This window comes from Caenimonas sp. SL110, from assembly GCF_001044395.1.
In the GTDB taxonomy this organism is placed as follows: Bacteria; Pseudomonadota; Gammaproteobacteria; order Burkholderiales; family Burkholderiaceae_C; genus Ramlibacter.
Window position 1 is genome coordinate 130,383 of the sequence record NZ_JANU01000004.1, and the last position, 15,172, is coordinate 145,554.

Consider the following 15,172-nt stretch of genomic DNA (forward strand, 5'->3'; position numbering starts at 1 on the left):
GAAAAAGGACTCCCGTTGACTCACTTATCGGCACCGCAATGGGCTTGTTTAGGAAAAGATGAAAATAGTTGGTCCTGCAGGCGTGAAGCCGCGAAGGTGCGGGCTTGCAATACCGCTGCGCCGCCCTCAAATCCCTACAATTCAGTCAAGAAAAACACGAAGGCAATAGGGCCATGGTTCCCCATCTCATCACTGCCCTGACAGGCCCCATCAACGAGCTCGAGCAGCGGGTGCTCGACTCCATGCCCGCCATCGAGCGCTGGTTTCGCCTCGAATGGATGGAGCACACGCCGCCGTTCTATTGCTCGGTGGACATTCGCAATGCGGGCTTCAAGCTGGCGCCGGTCGACACCAACCTGTACCCCGGCGGCTGGAACAACCTCACACCCGAGATGCTGCCGCTGGCGGTGCAATCGGCGATGGCTGCCATCGAAAAGATCTGCCCCGAGGCCAAGAACCTGCTGGTGATCCCCGAGAACAACACCCACAGCACGTTCTATCTGTCCAGCCTGGCGCAGCTCCAGCGCATCTTTCACATGGCCGGGCTCAATGTGCGCATCGGCTCGATCGACCCGGACATCAAGGAGCCGACCTCCATCAAGCTGCCCGGTGGCGGCGCGGTGCTGCTGGAGCCGGTGGTGCGCACCAAGCGCCGCCTGGGCCTGAAAGACTTCGATCCCTGCACGATCCTGCTCAACAACGACCTGTCCAGCGGCATTCCCGGCATCCTGGAAGACATCCATGAGCAGTACCTGCTGCCGCCCTTGCACGCGGGCTGGTCGGTGCGGCGCAAGAGCAACCACTTCAAGAGCTATGAAGAGGTGTCCAAGCGCTTTGGCAAGCTGCTGGGCATCGATCCGTGGCTCATCAACCCGATGTTCAATATGTGCGGCGAGGTGAATTTCGCCGACAGTTCGGGCATGGAGTGCCTCACGACCAACGTCGATGCGCTGCTGACCAAGATCCGCAAGAAGTACAAGGAATACGGCATCAACGAGAAGCCGTTCGTGGTGGTCAAGGCCGACAACGGCACGTCTGGCATGGGCATCATGACCGTGCGCGACGTGAAGGACCTCGACCAGCTCAGCCTGAAGACCCGCAACAAGATGGACGTCAACAAGGACGGCCAGCCGATTCACCAGGTCATCATCCAGGAAGGCGTGCTCACCAACGAACGCGTCAACGATGCGGTGGCCGAGCCTGTCGTGTACATGATGGACCGCTACGTGGTGGGCGGCTTCTACCGGGTGCATGCCGATCGCGGGGTGGATGAGAACCTGAACGCGCCCGGCTCCAGCTTTGCCCCGCTGGCCTTTGCCGAGAGTACGCGCTTACCTCAGCCCGGTGAAACTCCTGGTGCCAGCGCGCCGAACCGCTTCTATATGTATGGCGTGATCGGGCGGCTTGCCATGCTCGCCGCGAGCTACGAACTCGAAGCCACCGACCCGGACGCAGAGACCTACGATTGAGCCCGCGCTGAAATAGACCGGCCGGTCCAACCGCGTTGCTGCACTGCAACATGGATGGTTTCGGGGCAGGCGCAGGCGCACAATAGCGGTCCCAAAAGAACCCACCCCGTATCGGCCACGGCCGGCAAGGCGGGGCACTTGTGCAAAAGTCAAAATCTTCGCTCGCGGCGCTAACCATTGGCGCCATCGGTGTCGTCTACGGCGATATCGGCACCAGCGTCCTGTACGCCGTCAAGGAAGTTTTCGGGTCCGGCCATGTGCCGTTCACGATCGCCAACGTCTACGGCATCCTCTCCCTCTTTTTCTGGACGCTGACGGTCATCGTCTCGATCAAGTACGTGGTGCTGGTGCTGCGCGCCGACAACAACGGCGAAGGCGGATTGATCGCGATGCTGGCCCTGGCATCGCAAGCCGTCAAAGACAAGCCGGAGCTGCGCAAGTGGCTGCTGGCGGTGGGCATCTTCGGCACCTCGCTTTTTTACGGCGACGGCGTCATCACCCCTGCGATCACGGTGCTGTCGGCGATAGAAGGCCTGGAAGTGGTTTCGCCGAGGTTCAAGGATTGGGTCGTCCCGCTCACGCTCATCGTGCTGTTTTGCCTGTTCGCCGTGCAAAAACGCGGCACCAGTGGCATCGGCCGGTTCTTTGGCCCGGTCACGCTGGTGTGGTTCGCGGTACTCGCGCTGCTGGGCATCTCGCACATCCTGCGTCACCCTGAAATTCTTTACGCGCTCAGCCCGCATTACGCCGTGATGTTCATGGTGCGCAACCCGGGCACGACCTTCATCATCCTGGGGGCCGTGGTGCTGTGCGTAACCGGTGCCGAAGCGCTCTACGCCGACCTCGGGCACTTTGGCAAGCGACCGATTCGCATTGCATGGTTCAGCGTGGTCATGCCGGCGCTGGTGCTCAACTATTTCGGCCAGGGCGCGCTTCTGCTGGAGCGCCCGGATGCCGTGAAGAACCCGTTCTTCCTGATGGCGCCTGACTGGGCGCAGCTGCCGCTGGTGGTGCTGGCGACGGCTGCCGGTGTGGTTGCATCGCAGGCGCTCATCACGGGCGCGTTCAGCGTGACCAAGCAGGTGATCCAGCTGGGCTACTTGCCGCGGCTGAACATCCAGCACACCAGCGTGCGCGACACCGGTCAGATCTATATCCCGGCCGTGAACTGGGGACTGTTCGTGGCCATCGTGCTGGCAGTGCTGTTCTTCCGTTCGTCCAGCGCACTGGCTGCCGCCTACGGCATCGCCGTCACGCTCGACATGCTCATCACCACGGTGCTGACCTTCTTTGTGATTCGCTACGGCTGGAAGTACCCGCTGGCGCTGTGCATTGCGGCGACGGGTTGGTTCTTTGTCGTCGATCTAACCTTCTTCCTGTCGAACGCCCTCAAGCTGCTGCAGGGCGGCTGGTTTCCGCTCGCGATCGGCGGCATGATTTTCACGCTGATGATGACCTGGAAGCAGGGCCGCGCGATTCTCAACGCCAAGATCAAGTCCGATGCGATCGACCTGCCGAGCTTTCTCGAAGCCGTGTTCGTCAGTCCGCCCACGCGCGTCGAAGGGACAGCGGTTTTCCTCACGGCAGAAACCGGCACTGTGCCCAATGCGCTCCTGCACAACCTCAAGCACAACAAGGTGCTGCACGAGAACAACCTGTTTGTCACGGTGAAGAATCACGAGGTGCCGTGGATCGGCATCGGCAAGCGCGTGGAGATCGAGCCTCTGGGACACAGCTGCTGGCAGGTCGTGCTGCATTACGGTTTCAAGAACGACCCCGACGTGCCGCGGGCGCTTGAGCAGATTCGTGGACGCGGTTGCGAGATCGAAGCCATGACCACCAGCTACTTCCTCTCGCGTGACACGGTGATCCCAAGCATTGGCGGGGGCATGGCGCCCTGGCGCGAAAAGCTGTTTGCGCAGATGCACCACAACGCCAGCGGCGCGGCTGACTTCCTGCGGCTGCCGAACAATTCGGTGGTTGAGCTTGGGTCCAAGATCGAGATCTGACTTAAGCTTGGCTGCATGAAGCGGCGAGCATTTCTCCAGATGGCGCCGGCGTTCACGGCGCTTCCTGCGGTGTCAACGCTGCACGCGCAGCCGAGCGCGACCGCACCCGCACCTGGACCCACACCCGCACCCGCGAAAGCCGCCGTGCTGCTCAAGACCGTGCCTTCTTCCGGCGAGCAGATTCCTGCCGTGGGCCTGGGCACCTGGATCACTTTCAATGTGGGCAACGACTCGGCCGCTCGCGACCAATGCGCGCAAGTGCTTCGAGCCTTCTTCGCGGCGGGCGGACGCCTGGTCGACTCATCACCGATGTACGGCTCTTCGCAAGGCGTGATCGGAGAGGGCCTGCGCAAGCTTGGCATGCCTGGCTCGCTGATCTCTGCCGAGAAGGTCTGGACCTCATCGGATGGACCCGCACAGATCAGGCAATCGCAGGCGCTCTGGCAAGTCCCGCGATTCGACCTGCTGCAGGTACACAACCTGCTGGCCTGGCAAGAACACCTGCCGATGCTGCAGGCGATGAAGGCGGCGCGGCAATTGCGCTATGTCGGCATCACGACATCAGAGGGCCGTCGTCACGCGGACTTCGAAGCGATCATGCGTGGCCACAAGCTCGATTTCATCCAGCTCACCTACAACCCGCTGGACCGCGAGGTCGAACAGAAATTGCTGCCGCTGGCGCAGGAGCGGCGCATCGCGGTGCTCGTGAACCGCCCGTTTCGCGAAGGCCAGCTGCTGCGCAAGCTGCAGGCGCATCCCCTTCCTGCGTGGGCCGCCGACATCGGATGCACGAGCTGGGCGCAGCTGGTCATCAAGTTCATCGTCTCGCATCCAGCGGTCACCTGCGTGATTCCTGCGACGCGCCAGGTGGCGCACGTACGCGAAAACCTCGCAGCCGCGTCGGGCGCCATGCCCGATGAAGCGTTTCGAAAGCGCATTGCCGATCACATCGGCAAACTCTGAAAGTCGCGTGTGTCCGAGTGGTCGAGCTACGAACTGTCGGACTTTCTCATGTTCTCGGCTGCCACCTACTGGCGGCTGGTCGAGCGCCTCAATGCCGACGCATGGCCGTGGCAAGTCATCGTCATGGCGGCGGGCCTGTTGCTGGTGTGGATGGTCGCCGCACGCAAGCCACTGGCGGTACCGGTAACCGGGGCCGTGCTGGCCGTGGCCTGGTTCAGTGTGGGGTGGCAGTTTCACTGGCAGTTGTTTGCACCGATCAACTGGGGCGCGCGCTACCTGGCATGGGCGTTCTGGGTGCAGGCAATGCTGTTGCTGGGCGTGGCCTTGCGACCGGGCTTGCGTGCGGAGCCGTCGGTCCGGACGCGATGGGCGGGTGTCGTCGTGGCGCTGGTCGCGGTGATCGCGTATCCCGCAGTGACGGCGCTTCTCGGGGGTTCTCTTGCAAGGGCAGAGTTTGCCGGATTGATGCCTGAGCCCACCGCGCTCGCCACTGCGGGGTTGCTGGTGGCCACGCGAACCACGCGCCGTGGATTGCTGCTGGGCATTCCCTTGCTCTCGCTGGTCATCGGCTGGACGATGCTCAGGTTGCTGCACCTGCAATAGCCCGAAACGGGCGAAGACACCTTTTTTGTGCAACAGTAGAACGCATGAAAATTCTCTTCGTCGCTGATCCGCTGGAAGTCTTCCAGACGTACAAGGACACAACCTATTCCATGATGCGTGAGGCGCAGCGCCGCGGTCATTCGGTTGCCGCTTGCGAGCCACGCCACATCAGCTGGCGCTCTGGAGGAGTCGTGACCGCGCAGGTGCGCGAGATCAGGCTCACGGGCGTTGACGACGACTGGTTCATCGTCACGCACGAAGGTGTGAAGGCCCTGAAAGACTTCGACGCCGTCATCATGCGCAAGGACCCGCCGTTTGACAGCGAATATTTCTACGCGACACATCTGCTGGAACAGGCCGAGCGCGAAGGCGTGGCTGTGTTCAACAAGCCGGCCGCGCTGCGTGACCACCCTGAAAAACTCGCGATCATGGAGTTCGCGCAGTTCTGCAGCCCCACGCTTGTCACACGCGATGCGCAGGAAGTGCGGCGCTTTCACGCAGAGCATCACGACATCATCCTCAAGCCGCTCGACGGCATGGGTGGCATGGGCATTTATCGGGTGAAGGCGGACGGGCTGAACCTGGGCTCCATCACCGAGACGCTCAATCGCGATGGCGCGACCAGTCTGATGGTGCAACGCTTCGTGCCCGAGATCACGCTGGGCGACAAGCGCGTGCTGGTGATCGGCGGCAAGCCCGTGCCGTTCAGCCTGGCGCGTATTCCGCAGGGCACCGAGGTGCGCGGCAACCTGGCGGCAGGCGGCAAGGGCGTTGCGCAGGCGCTGTCGGCGCGCGACCTTGAAATTGCCAATGCCATCGGCCCCAAGCTCGCGGCGCGCGGGTTGCTGCTGGTGGGACTGGATGTGATCGGTGATTCGCTGACGGAGATCAATGTCACGAGCCCGACCTGCTTTCAGGAAATCACGCAGCAGACCGGGTTCGATGTGCCTGCGATGTTTCTGGATGCGCTGGAGGCCGCGAAAGCGGCGTAGCGTTCAACCCGCTGTCATGGCGGACTCGACCCCCAATCCATTTCCGATCGGTCGCCGTGTCCGCTTCGCGGTGGATGCCGGATCGAGTCCGGCATGACAGCCCACCTGACTGTCATTGCGGGCTCGACCCGCAATCCATCTTCGATCGAGCGCTGTCCCCGCTTCGGGTCCGGCATGACCAGCTGGTTCAGGCCACCGCCCCATCCACAAACACGCGCAACTCGCCCGGCGCGAACTGCGTCCAGGCTTCATTCGTCGTGAGCGGCGCAGTCACCACCACCGCCACCTTGTCCTGCGGTGTGGTGTTGCGGGCGAAATCAATGCTCATGTCTTCATCGGCCAGGTGCGCGTGCGCGAACGGGTGCTTGCGCTCGACAAAGAACAGGTTGGTCGAGCAGTGCGCCCACAGCGCCTGCCCATTCGACAACAGAAAGTTGAACGTGCCGTGCTTTGCAATCTGCGGCGTCAGTTCGCGCAAGGTCAGCGTGAGTTCGGCAATATCGGGCACACCCGCATGCGACTTCGCCAGCTCCTGCATCAGCCAGCAAAAGGCGCGCTCACTGTCTGTCGCGCCGACTGGGCGGAAGCTCGAATGCAGGCGCGGGTGGAAGTTCTCCAGGTTGCCGTTGTGCGCGAAGACCCAATAGCGGCCCCACAATTCGCGCACGAACGGGTGGCAGTTCTCCAGCGACACGGCGCCTTGCGTCGCCTTGCGGATATGCGAGATCACGTTGCGGCTCTTGATCGGATAACGCCGGATCAGCTCGGCCACCGGCGAATCGCATGCCGGTTGGTGATCCACAAAATGACGCAAGCCCGCGCCTTCAAAAAACGCAATGCCCCAGCCATCGGCGTGATGGTCGGTGCGACCGCCGCGCTGGGCGAAGCCGCTGAAGCTGAACGTCACGTCCGTCGGCGTGTTGCAGTTCATTCCGAGAAGTTGGCACATGGTCTGGTTGTGGTCAGGTTGTATCGAGCCGTGCGGCTGCCCGCGCGCAGGTTTCGCAGATGCACGCGTTGTTCTTTGCCGCCGAGGGGACGCTGGCCAGCAGTTCGGCGCTGAAGTCAACCTGCATGCACCAGCAGTTCGGCTGCGCGACGCGGGTCTGGCGTTCGATCTCCATGGCGCAGCGGTTGAGCTCGCCGCACAGGGGGCATTGCGCGGCTCGAAAGGCATTCATCGTGCCAGTGTAGGCCACGGTGCCGGGCGTTGGGCTGCGCGCAGCGCGATACTAGCGGCATGCCTGAGTACGAGATCCGCCCCGCCAGCCACATCGACGCTGGCATCCTGCATGGCGCTTTCCGCGAAGCGTTTGCCGACTACCTGATCGGCCCGTTCACGCTCGGGCTGGACCAGTGGCCTCAGTTCCTGGAGCGGCACACCATCGAGCTGACACAAAGCCGCGTCGCCATGCGCCGGGGTGATGTGATTGCATTCGCGCTGGTGGCGCCCCGCCCGCGCATCGCCGCATGGCGGCTCGCCACGATGGGCGCGATTCGCTCTGCGCGTGGCAGCGGCGCCGCACCCGCGTTGCTCGATGACTTCATCGAGCGCGCCCGTGCTGCGCAGGTGGAGTGGGTGGAGCTGGAATGCTTCGCGCAGAACGAGCGCGCCTTGCGCCTGTACACCAGCCGCGGGTTCGAAGCAATCTCGCCCTTGTACGGTTACGTGCGCGAAGGCCGCGCGCCGGTCGATGCGGCCGTATCCACCGCAGATGTCGACATGATCGACCTGGGCGACGCGTTCGGCTTCATCGATGCGGTGGACTTCAGGCTGTGCAACCTGCCGCTGCAGGTGACGCCCGCATCGCTGCGCGCCGTCGAAGGGACCTTGCACGCGATGCGCTGCGGCGATGCGGTGATCGTCTATGTGGAGACGGGGCCTGAAGCGCTCACCATCCAGAGCCTTGTCGATGCCGACCCCGCGCAGGCCGATGCCAAGGCGCTGATCGCTGCGCTGATTGAAGATCACCCGCGCCACCGCATCGTGGTGCCGCAATTGCAGCGACCCGATGTGGGCGGCGAGGCGCTGGAGAAAATGGGCTTCGTGCGCCAGCCGCTGCACCAGGTGCTGATGCGCAAGGCGCTTACGCCGTCCCCGCCTTGACCTTCAACCGCCATGCGTGCAGCAACGGTTCGGTGTAGCCGCTTGGCTGCTCCAGGCCCTTGAACACCAGATCGCAAGCCGCCTTGTAAGCCGCCGACGTCTCGAAGTTGCCAGCCATGTTCTTGTACAGCGGATCGCCTGCGTTCTGCTTGTCCACCACCGCGGCCATGCGCTCGAAGGTCGCCTTGACCTGCTCGTGCGTCACCACGCCGTGCCTGAGCCAGTTGGCGATGTGCTGGCTGCTGATGCGCAGCGTTGCGCGGTCTTCCATCAGGCCGATGTTGTGGATGTCCGGCACCTTGGAGCAGCCCACGCCCTGGTCGATCCAGCGCACCACATAGCCCAGGATGCCCTGCGTGTTGTTGTCCAGTTCCTGCTGGCGCTCGTCGGCGGTCCACTTCGCTTCGGTCACGACCGGGATCTGCAGCAGGCCGGCGAGCAACGCGTCATGGTCGGCGTCAGCACTCAGCGCGCCTTCCATGTCCTTCTGGATCTGCGCAACATTGACCTGGTGATAGTGCAGCGCATGCAGCGTGGCTGCGGTGGGCGATGGCACCCATGCCGTGTTCGCACCCGCCTTGGGATGGCCGATCTTTTGTTCGAGCATCGCAGCCATCAGATCAGGCATCGCCCACATCCCCTTGCCGATCTGCGCGCGGCCACGAAGCCCCGAAGCCAGGCCGACCGCCACATTGTTCTTCTCGTACGACTGAATCCACGCGCTGGCCTTCATGTCGCCCTTGCGGAACATGGGGCCTGCGAGCATGGCGGTGTGCATCTCGTCGCCAGTGCGGTCGAGAAAGCCGGTGTTGATGAAGGCGACGCGCGCCGACGCTGCCTCGATGCACGCGCGCAGGTTGACGCTGGTGCGGCGCTCTTCGTCCATGATGCCCAGCTTCACGGTGTTGGCCGGCAGGCCCACCAGCGATTCGACGCGGGCAAACAGCTCGGATGCAAACGCCACTTCCTTGGGGCCGTGCATCTTGGGCTTGACGATGTAGACCGAGCCGGTGCGCGAGTTGCGGATGATGCCCGGGTCCTTGCGCTTCAGATCGTGGATGGCAATCAGCGTCGTGATCACGCCGTCGAGAATGCCCTCGGGGATTTCCTTGCCGCCGCCATAGAGCACGGCAGGATTGGTCATGAGGTGGCCCACGTTGCGCACGAAGAGCAACGAGCGGCCGTGCAGCGTGACTTGGCCGCCGCTCGGCCCCTTGTAGACGCGATCCGGGTTGAGGCCGCGCGTGAAGGTCTTGCCGCCCTTGCTCACCTGCTCGGTCAGCGTGCCTTGCAGGATGCCCAGCCAGTTCGCATACGCGACGACCTTGTCCTGCGCATCGACCACGGCCACCGAATCTTCGAGGTCCAGGATGGTGGAGAGCGCCGCTTCCATCACGAGGTCGCTCACGCCTGCTGCGTCGCTCTTGCCGATCGCGGTGGTGCGGTCGATCTGGATGTCGATGTGGATGCCGTTGTGCTGGATCAGCACCGATGACGGCGCTGCCGCATCGCCCTGGTAGCCGGCGAACTGGGATGCATCCTTCAAGCCGGTGGATGCGCAGCCCTTGAGCGCGACCTTGAGCGCACCGCCTTCGATGCTGTAGCCGGTAGCGTCGGCATGCGAGCCGGAAGCCAGCGGGGCGGCGTTGTCGAGCACCTGGCGCGCATAGGCGATGACCTTGGCGCCGCGAACCGGGTTGTAGCCGCCTGCGCGTCCAGCGCCGTCGGTCTCGGGTATCGCGTCGGTGCCGTAGAGCGCGTCATAGAGCGAGCCCCAGCGCGCGTTTGCGGCGTTCAAGGCATAGCGCGCATTGAGAATCGGCACGACCAGTTGCGGTCCGGCCTGAATGGCGAGTTCTGCATCGACGTTGGTCGTCGTCGCCTTGGCGCCGGTGGGCGGCGCAACCAGGTAACCGATGTTCTCCAGGAAGCGTCGATAGGCCGCCATATCCAGGATCGGCCCAGGGTTGGCCTGGTGCCAGGTATCGAGTTCGGTCTGCAGGCGATCGCGCTCGGCCAGCAGCGCGACGTTTTTGGGCGCGAGGTCGGCGACGATGGCGTCGAATCCCTTCCAGAAGGTGGCGCTGTCCACGCCGGTGCCCGGCAGTGCCTTGTCTTCGATGAAGCGGTACAGCTCGGTGGCAACTTGCAGGCCGTGAATGGTCGTGCGGTCGGTCATGAATCTCTCTCCTGGCGGTGGCAACAAAACGAAAAGCACGGGCAATGCCCGGCTGGTGTCCGTACTGTATTGGATACTTTGACGACCATTAATAGCGGCCACATTGATTTATCCATGACTTAAACAGACGTAATCGCCACGGTAGTTTCCGGTGGTAGGGTGCGCAGATGCAGCAAAGCGACCTTCATACAGTGACGATCAGCGAAGTCGGCCCGCGCGACGGCTTGCAGTCGGTGAGCGGCGTGATGCCGACCGCCGACAAGTTCAAGTGGATTGACGCGCTCTACGCAGCGGGCTTGCGCGAAATCGAAGTGGCGTCGTTCGTGCCCGCGAAGCTCCTGCCGCAGATGGCCGATGCTGCCGCCGTCGTCAAGCATGCCGTCGGGCTTCCCGGCCTGACGGTGATGGCCCTGGTCCCGAATCTGCGCGGCGCTCAGGCGGCGCTGGAGGCGGGCGTTCACAAGATCACCATTCCGGTGTCGGCCAGCCAGGCGCACTCGCTGGCGAACGTGCGCAAGACGCGCGAACAGATGGTCGAAGAAGTGCGCGGCATCGTCCGCTGGCGAAACGAAAGCGCGCCAAAGGTGCCGGTCGAAGTCGGCATGTCGACGGCGTTCGGTTGCACGATCCAGGGCGAGGTGGCCGAAGACGATGTGATCGCTCTGGCTGCGCAACTGGTGCAATCGGGCGTCGATGAAGTGGGCTTGTCCGATACGACCGGCATGGCCAATCCAGCGCAGGTCCGCAGGCTGTTCACGCGCCTTCGCGCAGAGATCGGCGAGCGCGCGGGCGCGGCCCATATGCACAACACGCGCGGGCTCGGGCTGGCCAACTGCCTGGCGGCCTGGGATGTGGGCGTGCGCACCTTCGACTCGTCGCTGGGCGGATTGGGCGGCTGCCCGTACGCACCCGGGGCGTCCGGCAACGTGGTCACCGAAGACCTCGTGTTCATGTTCGAAGCGATGGGACTGCGCACAGGTATCGACATCGAGAAACTGATCGCGGCCCGCGCGCCATTGATGGCCGGCCTTCCCGGCGAGCCGGTGTACGGCATGACGCCCGAGGCCGGGTTGCCCAGGGGATTTCGCGGACACCTTTCATGAAGACAGACGACATGACAACAGGCACTTCGAGCAAGCTTCCGTATGCGGGTATCCGCATCGTCGAATTCACGCACATGGTGATGGGTCCGACCTGCGGCATGGTGCTGGCCGACCTGGGCGCCGAAGTCATCAAGGTCGAGCCGGTGGCAGGTGACAACACGCGCCGCCTGCTCGGCTCGGGCGCGGGCTTTTATCCGCTGTTCAATCGCAACAAGAAGAGCATTGCGCTCGACCTGCAAAAGCCCGAGGGTCGCGCGGCGGCGCAGCGGCTGGTGGCCACCGCCGACATCGTGAGCGAGAACTTCAAGCCGGGCACGATGAAAAAGCTGGGGCTCGACTACGAGACGCTCAGGCAAACCAACCCGCGCCTCATCTACATCAGCCACAAGGGCTTCCTGCCCGGCCCTTACGACCACCGCACTGCGCTCGATGAAGTGGTGCAGATGATGGGCGGCCTCGCCTACATGACCGGACGGCCCGGCGACCCCTTGCGAGCGGGCGCCAGCGTCAACGACATGATGGGCGGCATGTTCGGCGCGATCGGTGCAATGGCTGCATTGGCGCAACGCGAGAAGACCGGCGTGGGGCAGGAAGTGCAAAGCGCATTGTTCGAAAACAACGTCTTCCTGGTCGCGCAACACATGATGCAGTTCGCGGTGACGGGCCAACCCGCAGCGCCGATGCCGGGGCGCATCTCCGCGTGGGCGGTGTACGACGTGTTCACGGTGAAGGGCGGCGAGCAGATCTTTCTCGCAGCCGTCAGCGATTCGCAGTGGAAGGTGTTTTGCGAGGCGTTCGGCTTCGGTGATCTCTTCGTCGATCCGCGCCTGAAGACCAACAACGATCGCGTCCAGGCGCGCGACTGGATGATGCCCATCCTGCGATCGCGGCTGGCCGATCACTCGGCGGCGGAGTTGAGTGCGGTGTTCGAAAAGAACGGACTGCCGTTCGCGCCGATCACGCGGCCCGAAGACCTCTTTGACGATCCGCACCTGAACGCCACCGGCGGTCTTGCGCCCCTGACCTTGCCGGACGGCCGCGAAACGAAGGTGCCCTTGTTGCCCCTGATGCTGGACGGCGAGCGGCTGGGCATTCGTTCGCAGCCCCCGGCAATGGGGCAGCACACGCATGAGTTGCTGGCGGAGATCGGTTACGACGCGGCTGCGATTGCGGCGCTGGCTGCATCGGGCGTCATCGCGGGTGCGACGTGATCTGAACGACTGGCTCAGGCACGCAACCTGCTTCGAGCAGGCAGATGGAATCCAAACCGCCGCTGCCACCGTTCACCTTCGAATCTGCCACGCAGAAAGTGCGCATGGCCGAGGACGCCTGGAACACGCGCGACCCCGCTCGGGTCGTGCAGGTCTATACCGAAGACACGCGCTGGCGCAATCGCGGCGAGTTTCCGGTGGGGCGCGCAGAGGTGCGCAGCTTCCTGGAGCGCAAGTGGGCGCGGGAACTCGACTACCGCCTCATCAAGGAGCTGTGGACGTTCGGCGGCAATCGCATTGCGGTGCGGTTTGCCTATGAGAGCCACGAACCGACGGGCCAGTGGTATCGCAGCTACGGCAACGAGAACTGGGAGTTCGACGAGCATGGCTTCATGCGGTTGCGCTTTGCCAGCATCAACGACCTGCCCATCGGCGCAGCGCAGCGCCTGTTTCATTGGCCGCTGGGCCGGCGGCCCGACGACCATCCGGGATTGAGCGACCTGGGGCTCTGAGCACACCGAGGGATTTCACCAGCCCGCGCCGCACCAATCTGGCACAGGCATTGCATTGCAAGCCACATGCCTGCCGGTGCCCTCCAACTCCTCGACACGTTCGATGTTCCTGCGGGGCCCGTGTCCCAGCCCTTGTGGAAGAACCAGCTGGAGCTGCTGCTCGAATCGACAGGTGAAGGCATCTTCGGCGTGGACCTGGGCGGCAACTGCATGTTCATCAACCGCGCAGGCGCACGGATGATCGGCTTCGAGCCGGACGAGGTGCTGGGGCGCAACATGCACGAGCTCACCCATCACTCGCACGCCGATGGTTCTCACTATCCCGACAGCGAGTGCCCGATCTTCAATGCGTTTCGTCGCGGCCTGCCGTGCCGCCTGGACACCGAGGTGTTCTGGCGCAGGGACGCGACCGCGTTTGCGGTCGAGTATTCGAGTTATCCCATCATGGAAGGCGATTCGGTGCTCGGCGCGGTGATCACCTTCGTTGATATCACCGAACGCAAACGCGCAGCCGATGCCTTGCAACTGGCCAAGACCTCGCTCGAAGTGCGCGTCGCCGAGCGCACGCACGAACTGTCTCAGGCGCTGGAGCGCCAGCGCGAACTTGCCGCCTATTCGGAGAAGATCCGCGAGGAAGAACGCACCCGCATCGCGCGCGAAGTGCATGACGAACTGGGCAGCCTCCTGGTCGCGCTCAAGATGGATGTGAACTGGCTGGACAAGCGCTTGTCCGAGCAGCCGCGCCGCCAGGCGCAAGAGGCGCAGGACATGCGAGAGCGCATGCGCAGCAAGTGCCAGAACATGAGCCGCCTGATCGAGAACGCGGTCGACAACGTGGGCCGCATCATCACCGACCTGCGCCCCAGCATCCTCGATCATCAGGGCCTGTGGGCCGCGCTCGAGTGGCAGGCTCACGAGTTCGTGCAGTCGGCCGAACTGGAGCTCGATTGGGACTCGCGCGCGGAAGAAGCGCCGGACCTGCCGGGGCCTGCGGCGATGGCGGTGTTTCGCATCTTCCAGGAGATGCTGAGCAACGTGGGGCGCCATGCGCGGGCGAGCCGGATCGCCGTGCGCATCAGCACCACCCGCGAGTGGCTGCGCATCACGGTCGATGACAACGGCATTGGCGCCAGCGCCGATGCGTTCGACGCCGCGACCGCCTATGGCGTGATGGGCATGCGCGAGCGTGCGCGCCATTTCGGCGGCCACATCGCCATCGCGAGCCAGCCCGGTCACGGATCGTCGTTCACGCTTGTGCTGCCGCTCGGCTCATGACCCGAACGACCGTTGAAGCATCCATCCGCGTGCTGCTCGGCGACGATCACCGCATCGTGCGCGAGGGCCTGAAACAGGTGCTGGCCGATGCGCCTGAAATCGTCGTGTGCGCTGAAGGCACCACGGGTGATGAAGTGCTGGCCTGTGCGACTTCACGCGGTGGCGACAACGGCATCGATGTGGTCCTGCTCGACATCGCGATGCCCGGCCGCGACGGACTCGACGTGCTGCAGGAACTGAAGCGGCGATGGCCGCTGCTGCCGGTGCTCATGCTCAGCACGTATCCCGAAAAGCAGTACGCCGTCAGGTGCATCAAGCTGGGCGCATCGGGCTACCTGAACAAGAGCGCCGACGCGGACGACATGATCGCCGCGGTGCGCAAGGTGGCCGCGGGCGGCGTGTTCGTGACGCCGCTGACCGCCGAGGCGCTGGCAGGCGCTGTAGGGGCGAGCGGCAGCCGACGCGGACCCGAGGCACTGTCGCACCGCGAAGACCAGGTGTTCCGGCTCCTCATCATGGGGCGGAGCGTGAGCGAAATTGGTGCCCAGCTGCAGCTCGCGCCCAATACGGTGAGCACCTACCGCAGTCGCATCCTGGAAAAGACCGGGACTCGCAACGACGTTGAGCTTGCGCTTTACGCAGAAAGACTGGGCAAGGGCGCGCCGGTGTAGTGCTGCCCCTACACGCCACGGACATTGCATCGACGACTTGAGGGCGCGAGCGATTTCAGGCGCGGCGCTTGCAATCGT

General features: G+C 63.9%; 14 protein-coding genes. 11 read left to right on the top strand and 3 right to left on the bottom strand.

Annotated elements, in window-relative coordinates; all coding sequences use genetic code 11:
- Window positions 1-173: 173 nt before the first annotated feature.
- The 5 genes from gshA (at window position 174) to gshB (ending at window position 6,036) form a co-directional block, all read left to right on the top strand.
- Window positions 174-1,469, top strand: a complete 1,296-nt coding sequence (gene gshA, locus AQ12_RS02980) for a glutamate--cysteine ligase (RefSeq protein WP_048438363.1) — start codon at window positions 174-176, stop codon at window positions 1,467-1,469.
- Between the two features lie 140 nt (window positions 1,470-1,609).
- Complete coding sequence (locus tag AQ12_RS02985) at window positions 1,610-3,478, top strand: potassium transporter Kup (RefSeq protein ID WP_048438364.1); 1,869 nt, start codon at window positions 1,610-1,612, stop codon at window positions 3,476-3,478.
- 15 nt (window positions 3,479-3,493) lie between these two features.
- Window positions 3,494-4,441, top strand: a complete 948-nt coding sequence (locus AQ12_RS02990; RefSeq protein WP_238587632.1) for an aldo/keto reductase — start codon at window positions 3,494-3,496, stop codon at window positions 4,439-4,441.
- 9 nt (window positions 4,442-4,450) lie between these two features.
- Window positions 4,451-5,044: a DUF6064 family protein gene (locus tag AQ12_RS02995; RefSeq protein ID WP_048438366.1), complete on the top strand. Its 594-nt coding sequence runs from the start codon at window positions 4,451-4,453 to the stop codon at window positions 5,042-5,044.
- A gap of 44 nt (window positions 5,045-5,088) precedes the next feature.
- A complete protein-coding gene (gshB, locus tag AQ12_RS03000; protein ID WP_048438367.1) occupies window positions 5,089-6,036 on the top strand; it encodes a glutathione synthase in 948 nt (315 codons plus the stop codon).
- Window positions 6,037-6,223: 187 nt separating this feature from the next.
- Here gshB and AQ12_RS03005 read toward each other — a convergent pair whose 3' ends face one another.
- Together AQ12_RS03005 and AQ12_RS03010 are read right to left on the bottom strand one after the other, a co-directional pair.
- Entirely contained in the window at window positions 6,224-6,985 is a 762-nt protein-coding gene (locus AQ12_RS03005; RefSeq protein ID WP_048438368.1) for a class II glutamine amidotransferase, read from the bottom strand.
- A 13-nt stretch (window positions 6,986-6,998) separates the two neighbouring features.
- Window positions 6,999-7,217, bottom strand: coding sequence for a cysteine-rich CWC family protein (locus AQ12_RS03010; RefSeq protein ID WP_048438429.1), 219 nt, complete (start codon window positions 7,215-7,217; stop codon window positions 6,999-7,001).
- Window positions 7,218-7,276: 59 nt separating this feature from the next.
- Between AQ12_RS03010 and AQ12_RS03015 the strand changes: the two genes are divergently transcribed.
- Window positions 7,277-8,143 carry a GNAT family N-acetyltransferase gene (locus AQ12_RS03015; protein ID WP_152682651.1) on the top strand — a complete coding sequence of 289 codons (867 nt, stop codon included), beginning with the start codon at window positions 7,277-7,279 and terminating at the stop codon, window positions 8,141-8,143.
- On the opposite strand, the gene AQ12_RS03020 is transcribed toward AQ12_RS03015, so the two are convergent.
- Complete coding sequence (locus AQ12_RS03020; protein ID WP_048438370.1) at window positions 8,124-10,322, bottom strand: malate synthase G; 2,199 nt, start codon at window positions 10,320-10,322, stop codon at window positions 8,124-8,126. The two genes, AQ12_RS03015 and AQ12_RS03020, sit on opposite strands and share 20 nt — an antisense overlap.
- 167 nt (window positions 10,323-10,489) lie before the next feature.
- Between AQ12_RS03020 and AQ12_RS03025 the strand changes: the two genes are divergently transcribed.
- From AQ12_RS03025 to AQ12_RS03045, 5 genes are all read left to right on the top strand, one after another.
- Window positions 10,490-11,425 (top strand): hydroxymethylglutaryl-CoA lyase, encoded by a 936-nt coding sequence (locus tag AQ12_RS03025; RefSeq protein ID WP_048438371.1) that lies wholly within the window; start codon window positions 10,490-10,492, stop codon window positions 11,423-11,425.
- A gap of 11 nt (window positions 11,426-11,436) precedes the next feature.
- Window positions 11,437-12,636: a CaiB/BaiF CoA-transferase family protein gene (locus tag AQ12_RS03030; RefSeq protein WP_048438430.1), complete on the top strand. Its 1,200-nt coding sequence runs from the start codon at window positions 11,437-11,439 to the stop codon at window positions 12,634-12,636.
- Between the two features lie 44 nt (window positions 12,637-12,680).
- On the top strand, window positions 12,681-13,148 hold the full coding sequence (locus AQ12_RS03035; RefSeq protein ID WP_048438372.1) for a nuclear transport factor 2 family protein: 468 nt from the start codon (window positions 12,681-12,683) through the stop codon (window positions 13,146-13,148).
- A 66-nt stretch (window positions 13,149-13,214) separates the two neighbouring features.
- Window positions 13,215-14,423: a PAS domain-containing sensor histidine kinase gene (locus tag AQ12_RS03040; RefSeq protein ID WP_048438373.1), complete on the top strand. Its 1,209-nt coding sequence runs from the start codon at window positions 13,215-13,217 to the stop codon at window positions 14,421-14,423.
- Window positions 14,420-15,094 (top strand): response regulator transcription factor, encoded by a 675-nt coding sequence (locus AQ12_RS03045; protein WP_048438374.1) that lies wholly within the window; start codon window positions 14,420-14,422, stop codon window positions 15,092-15,094. Before AQ12_RS03040 ends, AQ12_RS03045 begins: the two co-directional genes overlap by 4 nt.
- Window positions 15,095-15,172 lie beyond the last annotated feature (78 nt).

What these genes read in the sequence shown, in the direction of transcription:
- gshA (WP_048438363.1), top strand. Translation starts at nt 174, where the DNA reads ATGGTTCCCCATCTCATCACTGCCCTGACAGGCCCCATCAACGAGCTC.
- AQ12_RS02990 (WP_238587632.1), top strand. Translation starts at nt 3,494, where the DNA reads ATGAAGCGGCGAGCATTTCTCCAGATGGCGCCGGCGTTCACGGCGCTT.
- gshB (WP_048438367.1), top strand. Translation starts at nt 5,089, where the DNA reads ATGAAAATTCTCTTCGTCGCTGATCCGCTGGAAGTCTTCCAGACGTAC.
- AQ12_RS03005 (WP_048438368.1), bottom strand. Translation starts at nt 6,985, where the DNA reads ATGTGCCAACTTCTCGGAATGAACTGCAACACGCCGACGGACGTGACG.
- AQ12_RS03010 (WP_048438429.1), bottom strand. Translation starts at nt 7,217, where the DNA reads ATGAATGCCTTTCGAGCCGCGCAATGCCCCCTGTGCGGCGAGCTCAAC.
- AQ12_RS03015 (WP_152682651.1), top strand. Translation starts at nt 7,277, where the DNA reads ATGCCTGAGTACGAGATCCGCCCCGCCAGCCACATCGACGCTGGCATC.
- AQ12_RS03020 (WP_048438370.1), bottom strand. Translation starts at nt 10,322, where the DNA reads ATGACCGACCGCACGACCATTCACGGCCTGCAAGTTGCCACCGAGCTG.
- AQ12_RS03025 (WP_048438371.1), top strand. Translation starts at nt 10,490, where the DNA reads ATGCAGCAAAGCGACCTTCATACAGTGACGATCAGCGAAGTCGGCCCG.
- AQ12_RS03030 (WP_048438430.1), top strand. Translation starts at nt 11,437, where the DNA reads ATGACAACAGGCACTTCGAGCAAGCTTCCGTATGCGGGTATCCGCATC.
- AQ12_RS03035 (WP_048438372.1), top strand. Translation starts at nt 12,681, where the DNA reads ATGGAATCCAAACCGCCGCTGCCACCGTTCACCTTCGAATCTGCCACG.
- AQ12_RS03040 (WP_048438373.1), top strand. Translation starts at nt 13,215, where the DNA reads ATGCCTGCCGGTGCCCTCCAACTCCTCGACACGTTCGATGTTCCTGCG.
- AQ12_RS03045 (WP_048438374.1), top strand. Translation starts at nt 14,420, where the DNA reads ATGACCCGAACGACCGTTGAAGCATCCATCCGCGTGCTGCTCGGCGAC.